This is a genomic window from Streptomyces sp. NBC_00631 (assembly GCF_045206895.1).
Taxonomy (GTDB): domain Bacteria; phylum Actinomycetota; class Actinomycetes; order Streptomycetales; family Streptomycetaceae; genus Streptomyces.
Genome location: NZ_CP107734.1, coordinates 9,144,687 through 9,160,863 on the forward strand (window position 1 = coordinate 9,144,687; position 16,177 = coordinate 9,160,863).

At 72.9% G+C, this 16,177-nt stretch carries 19 protein-coding genes; 18 read left to right on the plus strand and 1 reads right to left on the minus strand.

Features of this window, described 5'->3' with window-relative positions; all coding sequences use genetic code 11:
• The first annotated feature begins 16 nt into the window (after positions 1-16).
• From OHB00_RS41630 to OHB00_RS41645, 4 genes are all read left to right on the plus strand, one after another.
• Positions 17-1,951 (plus strand): prolyl oligopeptidase family serine peptidase, encoded by a 1,935-nt coding sequence (locus OHB00_RS41630; protein ID WP_406442880.1) that lies wholly within the window; start codon positions 17-19, stop codon positions 1,949-1,951.
• A 77-nt stretch (positions 1,952-2,028) separates the two neighbouring features.
• Positions 2,029-2,952 (plus strand): LD-carboxypeptidase, encoded by a 924-nt coding sequence (locus tag OHB00_RS41635; RefSeq protein ID WP_406446203.1) that lies wholly within the window; start codon positions 2,029-2,031, stop codon positions 2,950-2,952.
• A 42-nt stretch (positions 2,953-2,994) separates the two neighbouring features.
• Positions 2,995-3,570, plus strand: coding sequence for a GNAT family N-acetyltransferase (locus tag OHB00_RS41640; protein WP_406442882.1), 576 nt, complete (start codon positions 2,995-2,997; stop codon positions 3,568-3,570).
• 57 nt (positions 3,571-3,627) lie between these two features.
• Positions 3,628-5,580 (plus strand): DUF5107 domain-containing protein, encoded by a 1,953-nt coding sequence (locus tag OHB00_RS41645; RefSeq protein ID WP_406442884.1) that lies wholly within the window; start codon positions 3,628-3,630, stop codon positions 5,578-5,580.
• On the opposite strand, the gene OHB00_RS41650 is transcribed toward OHB00_RS41645, so the two are convergent.
• Complete coding sequence (locus OHB00_RS41650) at positions 5,581-5,931, minus strand: VOC family protein (protein WP_406442886.1); 351 nt, start codon at positions 5,929-5,931, stop codon at positions 5,581-5,583. It abuts the gene before it with no gap.
• An 89-nt stretch (positions 5,932-6,020) separates the two neighbouring features.
• On the opposite strand from OHB00_RS41650, the gene OHB00_RS41655 reads away from it, so the two are divergent.
• From OHB00_RS41655 to OHB00_RS41720, 14 genes are all read left to right on the plus strand, one after another.
• Positions 6,021-6,455, plus strand: coding sequence for a phage holin family protein (locus OHB00_RS41655; RefSeq protein ID WP_406442887.1), 435 nt, complete (start codon positions 6,021-6,023; stop codon positions 6,453-6,455).
• 204 nt (positions 6,456-6,659) lie between these two features.
• Positions 6,660-8,003, plus strand: a complete 1,344-nt coding sequence (locus OHB00_RS41660; RefSeq protein WP_406442889.1) for an NAD(P)/FAD-dependent oxidoreductase — start codon at positions 6,660-6,662, stop codon at positions 8,001-8,003.
• Positions 8,000-9,847, plus strand: coding sequence for a transketolase (locus OHB00_RS41665; RefSeq protein ID WP_406442891.1), 1,848 nt, complete (start codon positions 8,000-8,002; stop codon positions 9,845-9,847). The genes OHB00_RS41660 and OHB00_RS41665 overlap by 4 nt, the downstream gene beginning before the upstream one ends.
• A complete protein-coding gene (gene ligD / locus OHB00_RS41670) occupies positions 9,844-10,791 on the plus strand; it encodes a non-homologous end-joining DNA ligase (protein ID WP_406442893.1) in 948 nt (315 codons plus the stop codon). The genes OHB00_RS41665 and ligD overlap by 4 nt, the downstream gene beginning before the upstream one ends.
• A gap of 72 nt (positions 10,792-10,863) precedes the next feature.
• Positions 10,864-11,220, plus strand: coding sequence for a gas vesicle protein (locus OHB00_RS41675; RefSeq protein ID WP_293994520.1), 357 nt, complete (start codon positions 10,864-10,866; stop codon positions 11,218-11,220).
• Positions 11,221-11,275: 55 nt separating this feature from the next.
• Entirely contained in the window at positions 11,276-11,716 is a 441-nt protein-coding gene (locus OHB00_RS41680; RefSeq protein ID WP_406442894.1) for a gas vesicle structural protein GvpA, read from the plus strand.
• The gene (locus OHB00_RS41685) at positions 11,713-12,477 is read left to right on the plus strand and encodes a GvpL/GvpF family gas vesicle protein (RefSeq protein ID WP_406442896.1); all 765 of its coding nucleotides are present in this window, start codon (positions 11,713-11,715) and stop codon (positions 12,475-12,477) included. The genes OHB00_RS41680 and OHB00_RS41685 overlap by 4 nt, the downstream gene beginning before the upstream one ends.
• Before the next feature lie 25 nt (positions 12,478-12,502).
• On the plus strand, positions 12,503-12,766 hold the full coding sequence (locus OHB00_RS41690; RefSeq protein WP_406442898.1) for a gas vesicle protein GvpG: 264 nt from the start codon (positions 12,503-12,505) through the stop codon (positions 12,764-12,766).
• Positions 12,763-13,404: a DNA primase gene (locus tag OHB00_RS41695; RefSeq protein ID WP_406442899.1), complete on the plus strand. Its 642-nt coding sequence runs from the start codon at positions 12,763-12,765 to the stop codon at positions 13,402-13,404. Before OHB00_RS41690 ends, OHB00_RS41695 begins: the two co-directional genes overlap by 4 nt.
• A complete protein-coding gene (locus OHB00_RS41700; protein WP_406442901.1) occupies positions 13,401-14,525 on the plus strand; it encodes an SRPBCC family protein in 1,125 nt (374 codons plus the stop codon). Before OHB00_RS41695 ends, OHB00_RS41700 begins: the two co-directional genes overlap by 4 nt.
• A complete protein-coding gene (locus OHB00_RS41705; protein WP_406442903.1) occupies positions 14,522-14,875 on the plus strand; it encodes a gas vesicle protein in 354 nt (117 codons plus the stop codon). The genes OHB00_RS41700 and OHB00_RS41705 overlap by 4 nt, the downstream gene beginning before the upstream one ends.
• Positions 14,872-15,699 (plus strand): GvpL/GvpF family gas vesicle protein, encoded by an 828-nt coding sequence (locus tag OHB00_RS41710; protein ID WP_406442904.1) that lies wholly within the window; start codon positions 14,872-14,874, stop codon positions 15,697-15,699. Before OHB00_RS41705 ends, OHB00_RS41710 begins: the two co-directional genes overlap by 4 nt.
• Positions 15,696-15,884: a gas vesicle protein gene (locus tag OHB00_RS41715; protein ID WP_406442906.1), complete on the plus strand. Its 189-nt coding sequence runs from the start codon at positions 15,696-15,698 to the stop codon at positions 15,882-15,884. The genes OHB00_RS41710 and OHB00_RS41715 overlap by 4 nt, the downstream gene beginning before the upstream one ends.
• The gene (locus OHB00_RS41720) at positions 15,881-16,165 is read left to right on the plus strand and encodes a gas vesicle protein K (protein WP_093498107.1); all 285 of its coding nucleotides are present in this window, start codon (positions 15,881-15,883) and stop codon (positions 16,163-16,165) included. Before OHB00_RS41715 ends, OHB00_RS41720 begins: the two co-directional genes overlap by 4 nt.
• Positions 16,166-16,177: the final 12 nt, after the last annotated feature.

Genomic DNA, 16,177 nt, shown 5'->3' on the forward strand with positions numbered 1-16,177 from the left:
GAGAGTAGGAGAGCACGTGGAGACCAAGGCGTACGGCTCGTGGCCCTCACCCGTCGACGCGGCCCTGGCCGCGGCGCACGACGGCTTCGCCGAGTGGGTGGGCTTCGTCGGCGACGAGCCCTGGTGGACCGAACCCCGGCCGGCGGAGGGGGGCCGCAGGACCCTGGTACGCGGCTCCACCGGCGAGTCCGTGCTGCCCGCGCCGTGGAACGTCCGCAGCCGGGTCATCGAGTACGGCGGACGGCCGTGGGCGGGTGCCGTTCCCGACGGCGGCGGTCAACCACTGTTGGTCTTCGTCCACTTCGACGACCAGCGGCTGTACCGGTACCAGCCCGGCGAGGCGCCCCGGCCGCTGACCCCGCCCGGACCCCGGTGGGCAGACCCGCAGTTGCTGCTCGACCGCGGCGAAGTCTGGTGTGTCCTTGAGGAGTTCACCGGAGACTCGCCCACCGACGTACGGCGGGTGCTCGCCGCCGTACCGCTGGACGGCTCGGCCGCCGACGACCGGACCGCCGTACGCGAACTCACCGACGGCAGCCACCGGTTCGTCACCGGGCCGCGCCTGACGCACGACGGGCGCCGGGCCGCCTGGCTCGCCTGGGACCATCCGCGGATGCCGTGGGACGGCACGGAACTGCTGGTCGGCGAGGTCGGCGCGGACGGCGTCCTGCACGCGGTACGCACCGTGGCCGGCGGTCCCGCGGAGGCCGTCGCGCAGGTGGAGTGGTCCGCGGACGACCGGCTGCTGTACACGAGCGACCGCGGTGGCTGGTGGAACCTGTACCGCGACGACGAACCGCTGTGTCCACGCGAGGAGGAGTTCGCGGGGCCGCTCTGGCGGCTCGGCCAGAACTGGTTCGCGCCGCTCGACAACGGGCTGGTCGCCGTCCTGCACGGCCGCGGGGCGATGGCCCTCGGGATACTCGACCCGGAAACGGGCGACATCGCCGACGCCGTCGGACCGTGGACCGAGTTCTCCGCCACCCTCGCCGTGCACGGCACCCGCGTCCTCGCGGTCGGCGCCGGACCGCGCACCGCCCACGAGGTCGTCGAACTCGACATCGCCTCCGGCCGCACCCGGGTCGTCGGCACCCCGCACCAGGACCCGGTCGACCCGGCTTACTACCCGGAGCCGCAGGTCCGCACCTTCGCCGGCCCCGGCGGCCGCGAGGTGCACGCCCACGTGTACCCGCCCCACCACCCCGGCCACACCGCCCCCGAGGGCGAGCTGCCGCCGTACGTCGTCTGGGCGCACGGCGGCCCCACCAGCAGGACACCGCTCGTCCTCGACCTCGCGATCGCCTACTTCACCTCCCGGGGCATCGGCGTCGCCGAGGTCAACTACGGCGGCTCCACCGGATACGGGCGCGCGTACCGGGAGCGGCTGCGCGAGCAGTGGGGCGTGGTGGACGTCGAGGACTGCGCGGCCGTCGCGCTCGCCCTGGCCGCGGAGGGCACCGCCGACCGCGCCCGGCTCGCGATCCGCGGCGGCAGCGCCGGCGGCTGGACCGCCGCCGCCTCCCTGACCGGCACCGACGTCTACGCCTGCGGCACCATCTCCTACCCCGTCCTCGACCTCACCAGCTGGGGCGCGGGGGAGACCCACGACTTCGAGTCCCAGTACCTGGAATCCCTGATCGGCCCGCTGGCCGAGGTGCCCGAGCGGTACGTCGAGCGGTCGCCCAGCGAGCACGCCGACCGGCTCACCGCGCCCTTCCTGCTGCTCCAGGGACTGGACGACGTGATCTGCCCGCCCGCGCAGTGCGAACGCTTCCTCGCCCGGCTCGACGGCCGCCCGGTGCCGCACGCCTACCTCACCTTCGCGGGCGAGGGCCACGGCTTCCGGCGTGCCGAGACGCTGGTCCGCGCCCTGGAGTCCGAGCTCGCCCTTTACGCTCAGGTGTTCGGGCTGGATGTGCCCGGCATCCCCGAGCTGAAGCTGGTGAAGTGAGCGACGTGACCGGAGCGACCTCTGAGAACTCTGAGATCTCTGCGACCGCAGTGACCGCCGTGACCCGGGTGGCCTCGGTGGCCGGACTCGCGAGGCCGCCGAGGCTCGCCGCCGGGGCACGGGTCGCGGTCGTGGCGCCGAGCGGGCCGGTGGTCGAGGAGCGGCTCCAGGCGGGCCTGGACATCCTGCGAGGCTGGGACCTCGACCCGGTCGTGGCGCCCCATGTGCTCGCCACCGACGGTGAGCTGGGGTACCTCGCGGGCTCCGACGCGGACCGCGCGGCCGACCTCCAGCAGGCCTGGTGCGACCCGTCCGTGTCCGCCGTGCTCTGCGCGCGCGGCGGCTACGGCGCACAGCGCCTGGTCGACCTGCTCGACTGGGAGGCGATGCGGGCGGCCGGGCCGAAGGCGTTCGTCGGCTTCAGCGACGCGACCGTGCTGCACGAGGCGTTCGCCGCCCGGCTCGGGCTGGCCACCCTGTACGGGCCGGTGGCCGCCGGCGCCGACTTCGTCAAGAGCGCCGAGGCACAGGACCATCTGCGGGCCACCCTCTTCGCCCCGGAGACGGTCCGCACCATCCCCTCCCGGGGCGCCACGCTGGTGGGCGGCCGAGCCAGGGGCGTCACCGTCGGCGGCTGCCTGCGGCTGCTCGCGGCCGGCCTCGGCACCCCGCACACCCACACCGGAGCCCGCGGCGGACTGCTCGTCCTGGAGGACGTCGGCGAGCGGCCGTACAGCCTCGACCGGAGCATCACCCAGCTGCTGCGGGCCGGCTGGCTCGACGGCGTCGCCGGCATCCTGCTCGGCTCCTGGGACCGGTGCGGGCCCTACGAGGAGGTACGGCCGATGCTCCTCGACCGGCTGGGCGGGCTGGGCGTGCCGGTGCTGGAGGAGTTCGGCTTCGGGCACTGCGAGGCGGCCCTGACCATCCCGCTCGGGGTCCCCGCCGAGCTGGACGCGGACGCGGGCACCCTGACCCTGCTGGAGCCGGCGCTGTGCTGAGAACCGATGTCCGGCACCGGCGCCTCCGCATAGGGTGACGGGATGCCGCACACCGCTTCCCGCTACCTCGCCGAGGGCCCCCGCGTGGGCATCCGCCACTTCACCTACGAGGACGGCGCCGAGTTCATCGCCCGTGCCCGGGAGAGCAAGGACCTCCACCAGCCCTGGCTCTTCCCGCCCACCACGGACGCGGCCTACGCCGGCTACGCGGGACGGCTGATCGAGGACCGCAGCAAGGCCGGTTTCCTGGTGTGCGAGAAGGAGGGCGAGAAGGAGGGCGGGGAGCACGGCGGGGCGATCGCAGGATTCATCAACATCAACAACATCGTCGAGGGCGGCTTCCAGTGCGGTGCGCTCGGTTACGGCGTGTTCGCGCACGCGGCCGGGCGGGGGCTGATGCGGGAGGCGATGGGCCTCGTCGTGGACTACGCCTTCGGGCCCATGCGGCTGCACCGGCTGGAGATCAACGCGCAGCCCGGCAACGCCGCGTCCATCGCGCTCGCGCGCGGTGCCGGGTTCCGCCTGGAGGGATTCTCGCCGAACATGATCTACATCGACGGCGCCTGGCGGGACCACGAACGCTGGGCGATCACGGCGGAGATGCGCACGGCCGGCTGACCTTTGCGCAATCCTGACCGGCGGCTCCCCTGGTCAGCTCACCCGGTGCCGGGTTCCATGGTGATCGTGACGAGGATCCGACGTGAGGTACTGACCCTGCCCGCGGCGGAGTTGGGCCCGGACAACCCGCTGCCGCCGCTCCGCCCCCTCGAAGGCGGGGGCACCGTCCACGCCCTTCAGGCGGTGGGGGAGCACCGCGTCGACGAGCGTGACCGGGAGGACCTGCCGCGCGACATGGCCCGGCAGCTCGGCTACGAACCGCTGCGCGGCCTTCTTCCGGTACGGATCCGCGACGGATACGGCAGAGCGCGCCCGATCCGTGACCTCGACGCCCTGGTGATCGAGAACGACCGGCTGCGCGCCACCGTGCTGCCCGGTCTCGGCGGCCGCGTCGTCTCCCTCGTCCACCTGCGCACCGGCCGTGAACTCCTGTACCGCAACCCGGTGTTCCAGCCCGCCAACCTCGCCCTCAACGGCGCCTGGTACGCCGGCGGCATCGAGTGGAACATCGGTGCCACCGGCCGCACCACCCTCTCCTGTGCCCCGCTGCACGCGGCCCGCGTTCCCGCCCCCGACGGTGGAGAGATGCTCCGGCTGTGGGAGTGGGAGCGGCTGCGCGACCTGCCCTTCCAGATCGACCTGTGGCTGCCGGACGGCTCCGACTTCCTGTACGTCGGCGTCCGCGTCCGCAACCCGCACGAACACCCCGTGCCGGTCTACTGGTGGTCCAACACGGCCGTGCCCGAGGACCGCCGAGTCGTCGTCCCGGCCGAACAGGCCTGGGAGTTCGGGCCTGAGCGCCGACTGCACCGGGTGCCCGCATCGGCGCACGGCGCCCCACCTCGGTACGCCACCGACTGGTTCTACGACATCCCCGACGGGCGGCGCCGCTGGATCGCCGCGCTCGACGCCGACGGCCACGGCCTGGTGCAGGCCTCCACCGACGAACTGCGCGGCCGGAAACAGTTCGTGTGGGGCTCGGGACCCGGCGGCCGGCGCTGGCAGGAGTGGCTCGGTGGCTCCGGCACCGGCGGCTACCGCGAGATCCAGGCCGGACTGGCCCGCACCCAGCTGGAACACGTCCGCCTCGACGCGGAGAGCGAGATCTCCTGGCTGGAGGCCTACGGCCCACTGCCGGCAGCACCGCACGACGTCGCGGAACGACTGGAACTGGCTCTGCCACGCGCCGAGTTCGACGCCGCCCACGCCGCCTGGAAACCGTACGCCGACACCGAACCCGGCGAACCCCTGGCCACCGGCTCCGGCTGGGGCGCCCTCGAAGTGCTGCGCACCGACCGGAAGCTGCCCGGCACGCCGTTCGCCGAGTCGACGCTGACCGAGGAACAGGCTCCCTGGCGGGAGCTGCTGCGCACCGGCACCCTGCCCGAACCCCGTCGGGTACGGCCGCCCGGGCCGACCCTGGTCGCCCCGCACTGGCGGGACATGCTGGAGACCGCCCCCGCCACCCCGCACACCGAGTACCACCTCGGCGTCGCCCAGTGGCATGCCGGCGACCGAGCCCAGGCCGTCCGCAGCTGGGAGCGCGCCCTCCCGCTCGCCCCGTCGCTCTGGCCGCTGCTGCGCTGTCTCGCCGTCGCCGACCAGGAGGCCGGGCACCACGAGCGGGCCGCCGAACGGTACGCCGACGCCTTCGACGACCTGTGCCGGGAACGCCGCGACGACGGTGAGGCGTGGACCGCGGCCTGCGCGGCGCTGGGCCGCGAGGCCATCGAGGCACTGCTGCGGGTATGGCGGGTCGCGGACGCCCGGGCCCTGTGGGAGGCCCTGCTGCCCGCGACCCGGGAGCGCGGCCGCTTCCGTCTCCTGGAGGCGGAGCTGCTGCTCGCGGAGGGGCGGCCGACGGCGGCCCGGGCCGTGTTCGACGCCGGGTTCGAGGTCGCCGACCTGCGGGAGGGGTCGGAGGCGCTCGGCCGGCTGTGGGCGCGGCTCGGGGGTGACGAGCCGCTGCCGGCGCGGTACGACTTCCGGATGCGGCCGCAGAGCCTCTGATCAGTCGTGGTTCTGGTCGACGTACTCGAAGATCGAGCCGTCCGGGTGCATCGCGAGCAGGTTGTGGCCGACGGGGGTGGGCACCGGCCCCGCGAGGATGTGGGCGCCGAGGCCGTCGAGCAGCCGGTGGGCCTCGTCGACGTCCTTCACCGCGATCGTCGCCGTCACCTTGCGCAGCACCTCCAGCTCCGACTCCGGGCCGCTCATCAGGAGGAAGGAGCCGATCGCGGCGACCTGGACGCCACCGCGTTCGAACCGGAGTGCTCTGCCGCCGGAGAGGCGTTCGTAGAAGGGGATCGCGGTATCGAGGTCGTCGACGCAGATGCGCAGGGAGGCGCCCAGAATCTCCATGCGCACGAGCCTAGTTGCCGTGGGCCGGGATGGCGTCACCTCCGGTGATCCCCTGTTACGGGATTTCCGGGCCGGGTACCCGCACGGGTATGGAACACCTGGATCATCTCGAACATCTGGACAAGGGTCTCGTCGACGAGCTGGCACAGGTCGCGCGCGAAACCGTGCGGGAGGAGCTGCGCGAGCAGGGCCGGAAGCGGCGGCGGGCCGCCATGCTGTACGGCGCGTCCGGCGCGGTCGCCCTCTACGCGGGGGCGGCGGTGGCGCTGGCCGTGGGGCTGGCGTGGGCGATCCTGCTGCCGGCGTGGGCCGCGGCGCTGGTCACCGCCGTGATCCTGGGGGCGGTCGCCTACGGGCTGCGGGAGGCGGGGCGGCCGAAGCGGCCGCATGCTCCGCACCGGGTGGTCGGGGGGACGGCGCCCGGAAGTCCGCCCAGCGGGATGGGGTTGCCGTATCCGCCCATGCCGGCGGCTCCGCCGGTCGAGCCGGGTACGGACCCGGAGTCGCCTCATCACCGGGGTTGACGTAGAGCGCGGTGGCGGTGCGCGGTCGCCCACCGGCCGTGGGTGGTTGCTCGCGCCCACGCGGCGGCAGCCGCATATGGATGACAGCCCCGCGCCCCTTCGGGGGCGCGGGGCCGCGGCGGCGCTTCGACGCGCGGGGTTTCGGAGTCCTGCCTACGGTTACGTGGGAGGCCCTGGACCCTGTCGTACTGCCGGAGGCACACCGTGAGTCGTCGACCCCGGATCGTGATCGTCGGCGCCGGGTTCGCCGGGTACCGCGCGGCTCGCACGCTTGCGCGGCTTGCCCGGGGCCGTGCCGAGATCACCCTGCTCAACCCCACCGACTACTTCCTGTATCTGCCCCTGCTGCCCCAGGTCGCCGCCGGGATCCTCGATCCGCGGCGGATCGCCCTCCCGCTGCCCGGTGCCCTTCGCGGGGTGCGCACGGTGCTCGGGGAGGCGGACCACGTCGATCTCGACGGGCAGCGGGTGCACTACACCGACCCCGAGGGCGTCGGCGGCAGTCTCGGCTACGAGCGGCTGGTGCTGACCGTCGGCAGTGTCAACAAGCTGTTGCCCATCCCGGGTGTCGCCGAGCACGCGCACGGGTTCCGCGGGCTGCCCGAGGCGCTCTATCTGCGGGACCATGTGATCCGGCAGATCGAACTGGCCGCCGTGGCCGGCGATCCCGCTCTGGCCGCGGCCCGGTGCACCTTCGTCGTCGTCGGCGCCGGGTACACCGGGACCGAGGTCGCCGCCCACATGCGGATGCTCACCGCCGAGCTGGCCCGCCGCAACCGTCTGCCGGAGGGGGTACGGCCGCGCTGGCTGCTGCTGGACGTGGCGCCCCGGGTACTGCCGGGGATGGACGAGAAGCTGTCCCGTACGGCCGACCGGGTGCTGCGCCGGCGGGGGGTCGAGGTGCGGATGGGGACCTCCGTGAAAGAGGCCACCCCGGACGGGGTGCTGCTCTCCGACGGGGAGTTCGTCGCGTCCCGGACCCTCGTGTGGTGCGTGGGCGTCCGGCCCGACCCGCTCGTGGAGGGCACCGGCCAGCCGCTGGAGAAGGGGCGGCTGGTCGTCGACCCGTACCTCCAAGTGCCCGGCTGCGCCGACGTGTTCGCTTGCGGGGACGCGGCCGCCGTGCCCGACCTGGCCAATCCCGGCGCGTTCACGCCGATGACCGCGCAGCACGCCTGGCGACAGGGCCGGGTGGCCGGCGAGAACGTGGCCGCCTCGCTCGGCGTCGGACGGCGACGGCGCCCCTATCGCCACCGCGACCTCGGATTCGTCGTCGACCTCGGCGGCGTCCAGGCCGCCGCCGACCCGCTCGGGGTGTCGCTGTCCGGGCCGCCCGCCGGGCTGGTGACCCGCGGCTACCACCTCGCGGCGATGCCCACGGGCCGGGCCCGGGTCGCCGCCGACTGGCTGCTGGACGCCGTACTGCCGCGCCAGGGCGTTCAGCTGGGCCTCGTCCGGTCCTGGTCGGTGCCCTTGGACACGGCCTCGCCCGAGCTGCCGAAAGCCCCCGTATCCGTCACCGACCATCCCCCGGAAGGAGCCACATGAACACCGCCGAACTCGTCGAGCTCGCCCAGCAGCTGCGTGTGGACAGCGTACGTGCGTCGGCCGCCGCCGAGTCCGGGCATCCGACCTCGTCGATGTCCGCCGCCGATCTGATGGCGGTCCTGCTCGCCCACCACCTGCGCTACGACTTCGAGCGGCCCGACCACCCCGGCAACGACCGCTTCATCCTCTCCAAGGGCCATGCCTCGCCGCTGCTGTACGCCGCCTACAAGGCGGCCGGCGCCCTCGACGACGCCGAGCTGCTCACCTTCCGCAAGCTCGGCAGCCATCTGGAGGGCCACCCCACCCCGCGCCGGCTGCCGTGGGTGGAGACCGCCACCGGCTCCCTCGGCCAGGGCCTGCCGGTCGGGGTCGGCATCGCGCTGTCCGGGAAGCGGCTGGAACACGGCCGCTACCGGGTCTGGGTGCTGTGCGGGGACAGCGAGCTGGCGGAGGGCTCCGTGTGGGAGGCCGCCGAGCACGCCGGGTACGAGCACCTCGACAACCTCACCGTGATCGTGGACGTCAACCGGCTCGGCCAGCGCGGCCCCACCCGGCACGGCCACGACCTCGACGCCTACGCCCGCCGCTTCCAGGCCTTCGGCTGGCACACCGTGGAGATCGACGGCCATGACGTGGACGCCGTCGACCGGGCCTGCGGCGAGGCCGCGTCCACCGCCGGACAGCCCACCGTGATCCTCGCCCGTACCCACAAGGGCCGGGGCGTCGCCGCCGTCGAGGACCGCGAGGGCATGCACGGCAAGCCGCTGCCGGACGCCGAGGAGGCCATCGCCGAACTCGGCGGAGTACGGGACCTGCGGGTTCACGTGCAGGAGCCGCCGGCGGCCCGCGCCCTGCACTCCGTGCCCACGGGCGCACTCGAACTCCCGCGCTACGAAAAGGGAGAGAAGGTTCCGACCCGCGACGCCTTCGGCAAGGCGCTCGTCGCGCTCGGCCATGCCCGCGCCGACGTCGTCGCGCTGGACGGCGAGGTCGGAGACTCCACCCGCACCGAGCTCTTCGGCAAGGAACACCCCGACCGCTACTTCGAGTTCTACATCGCCGAACAGCAACTCGTCGCCGGCGCCGTCGGCATGGCCGCGCGCGGCTGGGTGCCGTACGCCTCCACCTTCGCCGCCTTCCTCAGCCGGGCCTACGACTTCGTGCGCATGGCCTCGATCAGCGGCAGCGGGATCAACCTGGTCGGCTCGCACGCGGGCGTGGCCATCGGGCAGGACGGGCCCTCCCAGATGGGCCTGGAGGACCTGGCGATGTTCCGCGCGGTGTACGGCTCGACCGTGCTCTACCCGTGCGACGCCAACCAGACCGCCAAGCTCGTCGCCACCATGGCCGGGCTCGACGGCATCCGCTATCTGCGCACCTCGCGCGGGGCGAGCCCGGTGATCTACGGCCCGGACGAGGAGTTCCCGGTCGGCGGCAGCAAGGTGCTGCGCTCCTCGGAGGAGGACCGGCTGACCGTGGTCGCCGCCGGGGTCACCCTGCACGAGGCGCTGAAGGCCGCGGACGCGCTCGCCGAGGACGGCATCCGGATCCGGGTCGTCGACCTGTACTCCGTCAGGCCCGTGGACCGGCAGACGCTCCGCGTCGCCGCCGAGGAGACCGGCTGTCTGCTCACCGTCGAGGACCACCACGAGGAGGGCGGGCTCGGCGACGCGGTCGCGGAGGCGTTCGCCGACGGCAGGCCCATGCCGCGGCTGGTCCGGCTCGCGGTGCGGACCATGCCGGGTTCGGCCGCCCCCGACCAGCAGCTGCACGCCGCCGGGATCGACGCAGACGCGATCGCGGCGGCCGGGCGGCTGCTGGTCGAGGAGGCGGTCGTGCGATGAGCCGGGACGAGGCACGGCCGGTACGGGCGGGCCGCCGCACGGTGCTGGTGCACCGGCCCGACAAGGTGCTCTTCCCCGGCGACGGGGGCGGTGCCGAAGCCGCGAAGGAGTACACCAAGGCCGACCTCGTCGACTACTACAAGTCCGTCGCGCGGTACCTGCTGCCGCACCTGCGCGGGCGTCCGCTGATGCTGGAGCGGTACCCGGACGGTATCGACGGGCCCCGCTTCATGCAGAAGAACACCCCGGACCACTATCCGGACTGGATCGAGCGGGCCGAGGTCGCCAAGGAAGGCGGGACCGTCACCCATGTGGTCTGCGGCGACACCGCCACCCTGGTCCACCTGGCCGACCAGGCCTGTCTCACCCTGCACCGCTGGCTCTCCCGCGCGACCGCGCCCGACTGTCCCGACCGGCTGGTCCTCGACCTGGACCCGCCCGGAGACGACTTCGCCCCGGTCCGGGAGGCCGCCGGCTGGGCCGGTGACCTGCTCGACCGGCTAGGGCTGCCGCCGGCACCGATGACCACCGGGTCCCGGGGACTCCACCTCGTCGTACCGCTGACCGGCCGGGACGCCTTCGACGAGGTCCGCGCCTTCGCCCGGGACCTGGCCGGGCTGCTCGCCGCCGAGCACCCCGACCGGCTCACCACCGCCGTCCGCAAGGCCGACCGCGGCGACCGGCTCTTCCTGGACATGGGGCGCAACGCCTACGCCCAGACCGCGGTGGCCCCCTACACCGTACGGGCCAGGCCCGGCGCCCCCGTCGCCGTGCCGATCACCTGGGACCAGCTCGCCGATCCCGCCCTGGACGCCCGCCGCTGGACCATCGCCGACGCAGTCGACCAGGCGCGCACCAAGCCCTGGGCCGGCATTCCGGCCCGGGGCCGGGCGCTCGGGCCGGCCCGGCGGCGGCTCGACGCGTTGCGGGGCGGGTCCGGCTGACCACACTTCGTCACCGACCGGTTGTGAAGGTTTGATCCTGAGACCTCCGGCCACTCGAACCAAGAGGTGGCCATGACGAACACAAACGACACGTCTCAGACGCAGGATTCACGCAAAGAACGCAAACGTGACGACGGACCCGACACGGCACCGGACCGGCCGAGCCCCATGGAGGTGCTGCGCCAGGCCCGCGCCCAGCTCGCGGAGCTCACCGGTATGGCCGCCGAGTCCGTGTCGTCCTTCGAACAGACCGAGGACGGCTGGGAGTTGGAGGTCGAAGTCCTGGAACTGCCCAGGGTGCCCGACACCATGAGCCTGATGGCGAGCTACCAGGTCGAACTCGACCCGCAAGGACAGCTCACCGGCTACCGGCGCGTGAGCCGCTACGAACGCGGACGCGCCGACGCACACAGGCCCGGCGGCCGCTAGGCCGCCCGCCCGTGCCCACGGACAGGTCCCACGAGATGGAAGAGGTTGGACAGGCATGACCGTTGTTCCGGCACAGCAGACCGGCGGAGGCGGCAGCAGTGGCCTCTACGACGTGCTCGAACTCGTCCTCGACAGGGGGCTCGTCATCGACGCGTTCGTGCGGGTTTCCCTGGTCGGCATCGAGATCCTGAAGATCGACATACGGGTCGTCGTCGCCAGCGTCGACACCTATCTGCGCTTCGCGGAGGCCTGCAACCGGCTCGACCTGGAGGCGGGACCGCGCAAGAGCCCCGGCTTGCCGGAGATCGTCGGCGAAGTCACCGAGTCCGGCGCCCGGGGCAAGTCGAAGGGCGCGCTCTCCGGCGCCGCCGAGACGATCTCGGACGCCTTCAAGCAGGCCCGCGACGAGCACTCGGACTCGGGCGAGACCGAGTCCAGGCCACGTCCCCGTAGGACGGCCCCGGCGCGTCGCAAGGAGAGGGAGGAACAGGAGTGAGTACGTACGTCTACGGCATCACGTCCGCCGCGCATTCCGCTCTGCCCGACGGTATGGGCGGGGTCGGGGACCCGCCGCGCCCGGTGCGCGTGCTCACGGAGGGTGAACTGGCCGCCATCGTCAGTGAGGCCCCCGAAGGGCTCCGGCCCAAGCGCCGCGACCTGCTCGCCCACCAGAACGTCCTCGCGGAGGCCGGAGGCGGGGGCTGCGTGCTGCCCATGCGGTTCGGCAGCGTCGCCCCGGACGACAACGCCGTCACCGGGGTCCTCGCCGAACGTGCCGACCACTACCTGGAGCGGCTGCGCACCCTCGACGGCAGGGTCGAGTACAACGTCAAGGCCAGCCACGTCGAAGAGGCCGTGCTGCACCGCGTGATGTCCGAGAGCCCCGAGCTGCGCGCCATGGCCGAGGCCAACCGGAAGGCGGGCGGCGGGAGCTACGAGAGCAAGCTGCAGCTCGGCGAGATGGTGGCGGCCGCCGTCAAGGCCCGGGAGGTCGAGGACGCGGCGGAGGTGCGGCAGGCGCTGGAGCCCGAGGCGGCCGCCGTCAGCGCGGGGCCCGACTCCACCGGCTGGATCGTCAACCTCTCCTTCCTCCTGGACCGGCACTCCGCCGAGACCTTCCTGGCCGGCGTCGAGCGGCTGCGCAAGAGCCATCCGCATCTGGACCTGAGCGTCAACGGGCCGCTCCCGCCGTACAGCTTCGTCGAACCGGGGCCCGCCGAGCCGGCGGGCAGCACGGCCGGCGCGGCCGAGAAGTAGGAAGAAGCAGAAGGAGCTCGCACCCATGGGACTGATCAAGGAGCTGCTGCTACTGCCCTTCGCGCCCGTGCGCGGCAGCGCCTGGGTCGTCGAGCAGGTGGTGCAGGAGGCGGAGCGGATCTACTACGACCCCGCCACGGTCCGGGCCGAACTGGCCCGGCTGGAAGAGAGGTTGGAAGCCGGCGAGATCGACGAGGAGGAGTTCGACCGGGCCGAGGACGAGCTTCTCGACCGGCTGGAGATCGCCCTGCGCAAAGGCGCGGGGCCCGGCAATGGGACGCATACATGAACCGCATGGGACTGGGCCTCGCGATCGGGGCCGGATACCTGCTGGGCCGGACCAAGAAGCTGAAAATGGCCGTCGCCGTGGGGTCGGTGGTGGCCGGCAAGCGGCTGAACCTGACCCCGAAGGCGGTGCTCGACCTGGCCAACCAGCAGCTGCGTGACAACCCGCAGTTCAAGGAGATCGGGGAGCAGCTGCGCCACGATCTGCGCGGGGTCGGCAAGGCCGCCTCCGGTGCCATGGTCGAACGCCAGATCGGCGCGCTCGCCGACCGGCTGCACGGCCGTACCGCCGAGGTACGCGACCAGCTGGCCGGTGTCGTGCCCGACACCGGCGACCTCGGCCTCGGCGGCAGCCGGGACGACGACGAGGAGCCGGAGGAGGACGAGGAGCCGGAGGAGAGGACCGGGAGCGACGAGGCAGGCAGTGACGCGGCCGAGGACGAGCGTGACGAGCGGCCCGGCCGGAAGGCGCCGGCCCGCAAGGCACCCGCGAAGAAGGCGGCCGAGAAGCCGGCGGCGAAGAAGGCCTCCGCCAAGCCGCCCGCCAAGAAGGCGCCTGCGAAGAAGGCCGCCGCGCAGGGCCGGGCGGTCGCCAAGAAGACGGCCGGCCGTGCCCGGCCGAAGGGAGGCGGTGACCGATGAACAGCGGACCGCTCACGGACGCGGCCCACTCCGAGGCCGCGGAACGCCTGAAGGCAGAGGTGCAGGAGTACCTCGCCGCGCAGGCCGAACGCCTGCTGGTGGGCGCCGGGCACAAGCTCGGCGAGGCCACGGGGAAGCTCAACGACATCGCCGAGGGCAACAGCCCCGGCTTCGGCAAGCTCGCACTCGATGCCGGCCGCAAGGTCGCCGAGGGCAAGGGCCCGGTGCGCTCCGCGCTGGAGCTCGGCCTGACCCACGCCAAGGACACCGTCATGGACAAGGTGAAGAACCTGGGGGGCGGCAAGGGCAAGGGCAAGGGCAAGGGCAGCGGCCAGAAGCCGACCGTCATCATGGAGTCGGTCGACGTCGGCGTGCCCGTGCGCACCGCCTACGACCAGTGGACCCGCTACCAGGACTTCAGCACCTTCGCCAAGGGCGTCAAGAGCGCCGGCCGGTCCGACGACACCTCGTCGGACTGGCAGGGAAAGATCTGGTGGTCCAGCCGCAGCTGGAAGGGCAGCACCGTCGAGCAGATCCCGGACTACCGCATCCAGTGGTCGACTGAGGGCGCCAAGGGCACCCACAAGGGCGTCGTCACCTTCCACCGGCTCGACGACAACCTCACCCGGGTGCTGCTGGTGATCGAGTACTACCCCAGCGGGTTCTTCGAGAAGACCGCCAACGTCTGGCGCGCCTCGGGCCGCCGGGCCCGTCTCGACCTCAAGCACTACGCCCGCCACATCACCCTCAAGGGAGAGGTGGACGACGGCTGGCGCGGCGAGATCCGCGACGGCGAGGTCGTCCGCAGCCACGAGGACGCGGTGGCCGAGGAGGAGGAGAACGAGGACCGCGACGAGAACGGGGCCGAGGACGAGAACGAGGTTGAGAACGAGGCCGAGAACGAGGCGCCGGAGGACGAGGCGTACGAGGACGAGGCCGAGGAGCCGTACGACGAGGCGGAGGACGCCGAGCAGGGGGAGGATGAGGAGTACGAGGCCGAGGGCGAGGAGGAGCCCGAGGGCGAGTACGAGGACACGGAGGACACCGACACGGAGGAGACCGAGGACGAGGTGGAGCCGGAGGACGAGGAAGAGTACGCCGGTTCCCGGAGCCGTCGATGACGATGGCCGGCCGGCTGCCCGAGCCCTACGGACGGGACGGCGGGGGTGCCAACCTCGCCGACATTCTGGAGCGCGTCCTGGACAAGGGCATCGTCATCGCTGGTGACATCAGGATCAACCTGCTCGACATCGAACTGCTCACCATCAAACTCCGCCTGGTCGTCGCCTCCGTCGACCGGGCGAAGGAGATGGGCATCGACTGGTGGGAGCACGACCCCGAGCTGTCCACCCGCGCCCGGCGCGATCAGCTCACCCGGGAGAACCACGAGCTGCGGGAGCGGCTGGCCGCCCTGGAGGCCCTGGAGGCCGGCCGCGGACAGCGCCACGAGCGCCAGGAGGAGGACAGATGACCGGACAGGGCGGACTCCGGTACGTGTACGCCGTCTGCCGTCCGTTCGCGGCGGCCCTGCAGGCCCAGCTCACCGGTGTGGCGGGCGCCCCGCCGGGGCTGGTCAGGCACCACGGCCTGGTCGCCGTCGTCAGTACGGTTCCGGAGGGCGACTTCGCCGAGGAGCCGCTGCGGGACCATCTGGAGGACCTGGACTGGCTGGCCGCGACCGCCCGTGCCCATCAGGGCGTGATCGACGCGCTCACCACGGTCACCACGCCGCTGCCGCTCCGGCTGGCCACGGTCTTCCGGGACGACAGCGGCGTGCGGACCATGATGGAGGCCCGCGAGGCCGACTTCCTGCGGACCCTCGACCGGCTGGACGGGCGGGTCGAGTGGGGCGTGAAGCTCTACGCCGACCCGCCCGAGCCGGCGCCCGCCCCCACCGGCCGGCCCACCAGCGGGCGGGACTACCTGCGGCAGCGGCGGACGAGCACGCGTGCGCACGAAGAGAAATGGCGGGCCGCCGAGGAATTCGCCCGCATTCTGCACGAGCGGCTCTCCCGGCGTGCCGAGGATTCCCGGCTGCACCCTCCGCAGAACGCGGCGCTTTCCGGAGTGTCCGGGCAGAACCTGCTCAACGCGGCTTATCTGGTGTCGCGCGCGGATTCCGAGGAATTCGTGGAACTCGTCGACCGCACGAAGGACGAGGCACCCGAAATGCGGGTGGAACTCACCGGACCCTGGGCGGCCTATTCCTTCACCGAGCCGACCACCGAGCCGACCACCGGTCCGGCCGAGCCGACGGAGCCGACGGAGCCGGCGGAAGCGGGGGAGCAGCGGTGACCGTCGTCGAACGCCGTGAGGTCGCCCTGGTCGACCTCCTCGACCGGCTGCTGGCCGGCGGGGTGGTCATCACCGGCGACGTCACCCTGCGCATCGCGGACGTCGACCTCGTCCGCATCGACCTCAACGCGCTGATCAGCTCGGTCAACGCACAAGTGCCCGCACCCTGGGGGGAGTCGACGTGAGCGAACACCGCAACCGGCTGGACCTCGAACCGGACACGGTGGAGCGCGACCTGGTGAAGCTCGTGCTGACCGTCGTGGAGCTGCTGCGCCAGCTGATGGAACGGCAGGCGCTGCGCCGCTTCGACACCGGTGACCTCACCGAACAGCAGGAGGAGCGCATCGGGCTCACCCTGATGCTGCTGGAGGACCGCATGGCCGAGCTGCGGGACCGCTACGGACTGCGGCCCGAGGACCTGAACCTGGACCTCGGGCCGCTGGGACCGCTGCTGCCGCGCGACTGATTCCGCCACCGG

Coding starts and splice junctions, on each gene's coding strand:
- OHB00_RS41640 (WP_406442882.1), top strand. CDS start 2,995: ATGCCGCACACCGCTTCCCGCTACCTCGCCGAGGGCCCCCGCGTGGGC.
- OHB00_RS41645 (WP_406442884.1), top strand. CDS start 3,628: ATGGTGATCGTGACGAGGATCCGACGTGAGGTACTGACCCTGCCCGCG.
- OHB00_RS41650 (WP_406442886.1), bottom strand. CDS start 5,931: ATGGAGATTCTGGGCGCCTCCCTGCGCATCTGCGTCGACGACCTCGAT.
- OHB00_RS41655 (WP_406442887.1), top strand. CDS start 6,021: ATGGAACACCTGGATCATCTCGAACATCTGGACAAGGGTCTCGTCGAC.
- OHB00_RS41665 (WP_406442891.1), top strand. CDS start 8,000: ATGAACACCGCCGAACTCGTCGAGCTCGCCCAGCAGCTGCGTGTGGAC.
- ligD (WP_406442893.1), top strand. CDS start 9,844: ATGAGCCGGGACGAGGCACGGCCGGTACGGGCGGGCCGCCGCACGGTG.
- OHB00_RS41675 (WP_293994520.1), top strand. CDS start 10,864: ATGACGAACACAAACGACACGTCTCAGACGCAGGATTCACGCAAAGAA.
- OHB00_RS41680 (WP_406442894.1), top strand. CDS start 11,276: ATGACCGTTGTTCCGGCACAGCAGACCGGCGGAGGCGGCAGCAGTGGC.
- OHB00_RS41690 (WP_406442898.1), top strand. CDS start 12,503: ATGGGACTGATCAAGGAGCTGCTGCTACTGCCCTTCGCGCCCGTGCGC.
- OHB00_RS41695 (WP_406442899.1), top strand. CDS start 12,763: ATGAACCGCATGGGACTGGGCCTCGCGATCGGGGCCGGATACCTGCTG.
- OHB00_RS41700 (WP_406442901.1), top strand. CDS start 13,401: ATGAACAGCGGACCGCTCACGGACGCGGCCCACTCCGAGGCCGCGGAA.
- OHB00_RS41705 (WP_406442903.1), top strand. CDS start 14,522: ATGACGATGGCCGGCCGGCTGCCCGAGCCCTACGGACGGGACGGCGGG.
- OHB00_RS41710 (WP_406442904.1), top strand. CDS start 14,872: ATGACCGGACAGGGCGGACTCCGGTACGTGTACGCCGTCTGCCGTCCG.